6 protein-coding genes are annotated in these 3,872 nt (G+C 27.1%); 2 read left to right on the top strand and 4 right to left on the bottom strand.

Annotation, left to right across the window (positions count from 1 at the left end; translation table 11 throughout):
* Positions 1-114: 114 nt before the first annotated feature.
* From Q0649_RS08465 to Q0649_RS08455, 3 genes are all read right to left on the bottom strand, one after another.
* On the bottom strand, positions 115-273 hold the full coding sequence (locus Q0649_RS08465; RefSeq protein ID WP_298840214.1) for a hypothetical protein: 159 nt from the start codon (positions 271-273) through the stop codon (positions 115-117).
* A 143-nt stretch (positions 274-416) separates the two neighbouring features.
* Positions 417-596: a hypothetical protein gene (locus Q0649_RS08460; RefSeq protein ID WP_298840211.1), complete on the bottom strand. Its 180-nt coding sequence runs from the start codon at positions 594-596 to the stop codon at positions 417-419.
* Positions 597-672: 76 nt separating this feature from the next.
* Complete coding sequence (locus tag Q0649_RS08455) at positions 673-1,002, bottom strand: hypothetical protein (RefSeq protein ID WP_298840207.1); 330 nt, start codon at positions 1,000-1,002, stop codon at positions 673-675.
* Between the two features lie 517 nt (positions 1,003-1,519).
* Here Q0649_RS08455 and Q0649_RS08450 point away from each other — a divergent pair.
* Positions 1,520-1,879 carry a hypothetical protein gene (locus Q0649_RS08450; RefSeq protein ID WP_298840204.1) on the top strand — a complete coding sequence of 120 codons (360 nt, stop codon included), beginning with the start codon at positions 1,520-1,522 and terminating at the stop codon, positions 1,877-1,879.
* Between the two features lie 321 nt (positions 1,880-2,200).
* Complete coding sequence (locus tag Q0649_RS08445) at positions 2,201-2,368, top strand: hypothetical protein (RefSeq protein ID WP_298840201.1); 168 nt, start codon at positions 2,201-2,203, stop codon at positions 2,366-2,368.
* 83 nt (positions 2,369-2,451) lie between these two features.
* Here the strand turns inward: Q0649_RS08445 and corA are convergent, their stop codons facing one another.
* Positions 2,452-3,396: a magnesium/cobalt transporter CorA gene (corA, locus tag Q0649_RS08440; RefSeq protein WP_298840198.1), complete on the bottom strand. Its 945-nt coding sequence runs from the start codon at positions 3,394-3,396 to the stop codon at positions 2,452-2,454.
* Positions 3,397-3,872 lie beyond the last annotated feature (476 nt).

The raw sequence follows: 3,872 nt of genomic DNA, 5'->3' as shown, positions 1-3,872 counted from the left end.
ACAAAAATCTTATCATCTGACATATAAAAATAATATGGTCTATAATACTTAAATTGGGGGAGGTTTTTACTATTTTTAATAGCCTTAGATATATCGATAATATGAGTATGGATTTTACTCCAAAGATTTAATTTTATTAATTAAATCTTTAACAGATTTCTTTCCAAGTTTAATGTTCTGTTTTAAATCATCACAAAAAGAAAAAGGCATTCTTTGTAGAACACCTTCTCCAAATCCAATAAAGGACGTATAAATAATATAACAACTGTGCATAAAACAATAAATATTTTATTGTTTTATGGTAGTCTAATACAACTTTTAAATATATTAAGGATGTTATTTTACACAAACATGTCCAATCCTTGTAATTTTAAGCTTGATTTTTATAATCATTTTTTCTAAAAGTGTATGTAAACTCATTTATTCATCAATAATGTACCAAATACAATAATACAAAAAAGCATAATAGTAATTAAATAAATAATTTTAAATATTTTTTTATCAATAAGCTCTCCAATTAGAAGTGACACCATAGATCCTACTCCTAAAAATGGCAAAAAAAATATTAATATATTTTTATAGATATCAGATGACATTTCAACCCTCCTAATAGTTTGCTACTTTTTTATTATGCTCTAAATAATCAATACATATTTACTAAGCAATTATATTTTATGATATGTGCTTTAGATTGATTATACTTTTGAAGTTTGGATAATCTAAATAAATCCAGTTTTTTTCTATGTTTTCAACTTCAACTGAAGAATTTTCAATGGATGTATACTTATTATTTTTAAAATCGGAATTTTGGAGGTTAATATTAGAAAAATCCTTATTTACCATCTGCTGTAACTGTTTTGTCTTTGCAGCGATACTTCCTATTAGCTCTGATACATCCCCAATGGAGTCGATGGTCACGCTATAAGCAGTTACTTCATAGTAACCCTGATTCTTCAAATCACTCAACTTTTCTTGTAAATCATTTGATAGCTCTTCTTTCAATTCTTTAACAGGTTGCAAATCCTCATAGGGCAGCTTTTATCACACACATGGCAGTTCACACAAGCAACTTTATTCGCCTTAAGTTTAAGGCTTTTAATATTTAGTAGATTTCCAAATTTACTTCCTATGACCATAAATGGTGCCATCCAGCAAAATAGTGGCAAAAGATTTTTTTACTAAATAATACATATGAAACAAAAATTAGAAATACTGCTCTATAATTTTTCTAAAAAGATAGTAACTTTCACTCACATTTATACTTCATATGAATACATTGTAGTACAGAATATACATTAGTTACATCCTATATAAGCCCATTAATCAACCTTATTTAAAATTTGTAATATAGGCAATTCAAAATATTAATCTGATTTAGTAGAACATATATCAACGTAAAAATCTTATGTTGAAAATATATTTTAGTGATATATGTAGCTATCAGAATTTAAAATGACCAAATCAGTTTTAGTAGGTATTGTCTCATTCTAAATTTATATATGAAAGGAAGTTTTATTAAATGGGTGAATTTGACAAGTGTAGTAAATGCGATAAAGGCTCATGTGATTTATGTAGTGTTATTAATGCAGATCCTGTGGATATGGAGAAACATGGTGCTAGATTGTTAACAATAAGAATAAGAGTAAATAATGTATGTTTTGATAAAAAAGTAGCTGTTGCAGTTATTATATATGACAATTGTCACAGAATACTTGCTTTTAGAGGCTTCATTACAGTGGTATGTAAAGATAGTGAATGTAGAAATGAATGTGGTACGATTGAACGTAAATTAGTGTTTGTACTTCCAGATGATGATAGAAGTAACCCCGATGAAATAGAAGTTCGTACCGCAGCAAATTATATATATCCATGTGAGTAAGTGAGATTGATAATTATGAAGGCACTCGAAAGGGTGTCTTTTCTCATGTGAAAAATAAGAAAACTTTAGAAAATTATTTTAAACTACTCACTAACCTTAATGATGAACAACAACTTCAGTGAAATAATAAAGTTTCACGACATTTGTTGTTTGCAGGCTTATTATATTGTATGGACAAAAATAGAATCAACAAATCGAAATTACAAAATAAAATTCCATAAATAAATTAATAAAGGAGATTAATATTGAATTAAAACACTATAAATTTTATATGAGTTGTATGGGCATAATATTTATAACTTTAGAAAGAAGGAATTAGATATGTCAATGACACCTATATCGATATATATATTAATGGCAATATTAATTCTATTAATATTACTTTCAATATTTAATAAGAAATTAGATCCAAAAACAGTAATTATAGATGAATATACGTTATTGATTATATCAATAATAGGAATTGTTTTTATGTTTTTTGAACCATAACATAAAACTAGTAGTATATTAAAAATTCAGCAGTTTTTACATTGCTGAATTTTTTTATATTTTGATTTGTTTAAAATACACAGCTATTTAAAATTTAACCAACCTCTACGTTTAAACCACCAGGACATACTGATGCTTATAAGAAATATTATACCCATAATAAGAAAGTAGCCGTAGCGAAAGTGTAGTTCTGGCATGTAGTCAAAATTCATGCCATATATACCTACAATAAATGTAAGTGGTATAAATATTGAAGAGATAACTGTCAAAATCATCATTATGCTATTCATTTTGTGAGAATTAAGCGATACAAAACTATCTCTTATTTCAGAAGTTATTGCCTGGCTTGATTCGATCATTTCAGAAAGTCTTAGAAGATGATCATAAACATCAACAAAATAAACACGGTTGTTTTTTACTTCTTCGAGATGAGTTGAGTTCAGAACTCTATAAATCAGGTCTCTCATTTGGTTTACAATTCTTCGAAGTTTAAGTAAATCTGAACGAATTTCAAAAACTTTATCCATAGAGTCCTTAGATAAACTATCCCCAATTCCATCAATTAAATTCTCCAAATTGTAAACGGCTGGGAAATAATGATCTACAATCTCATCAAGAATATGGTAGCCTATATAAATAGACCCTTCATTCAAGGCACTCTCAGGGGTGCTAATTTTTTCCCACACTTCATCAAATTCAGATAGGTGAGTATTATGAAAGGAAACTATGAATTTTTCACTCATAAACATATCAGCTTCTTCAGGTGATAAAGTTTTTTCATTTAACGAATGAAGTACAAAAAAACTGTAGCCCTCATAATAGTCAAGTTTTGCACGCTGCAAATTATGAAGACAATCTTCAATAGCAAGCTTATGGAAATGAAAATGAGTATGAAGTAGTTCTGATTCTTTAGTAGTAGGGCAGTCAAAATCTACCCAAAACCATTTTATATTGGTGTCATTAAGTTTTTCCAAAGGCAAATCTTTTTCTAGTTTTGAATCTTTTGTTATTGCTAATGTATGAATCACTTATTTGGGCCCTCCATTTCTACGTTATATAAGTTATAATATAAACAGAGTAGTTAATACTTAGAAAAAGTTAATCTAGCAATGCCAAGTATCGAACTATATCCATAAAATTCTCATAATAAGTAAATTAATTGTTTATTAGATAGTATATCATTAAAAAAATATACAGGAAGCGTTATCATTTCATTTAGTATATATTCTTCTTTATAAATTATTGTTTTCTTATAAATATCATATTTTCATATAAAACTGTAGGTATATGGTCAAATATATATGTAAACATAAATTTTTCAATTGAACGCTTATTGTGCGTACCTTTACACTCCATAATTAATCACCTCAAAGAGAAACAATAAGAATGTAGCCTTATTATGTGTTAATTAACTTATTAATATTTCTATATTTACTTGTATTAATAATAATGACCAATTGCAATAACAAGTTGAACCAATTTGTATTTATACTTAAATCGTTGA

Source organism: uncultured Clostridium sp., from assembly GCF_937920395.1.
Classification (GTDB): Bacteria; Bacillota; Clostridia; order Clostridiales; family Clostridiaceae; genus Clostridium_AD.
This window is presented reverse-complemented; position numbering and strand designations above follow the sequence as displayed.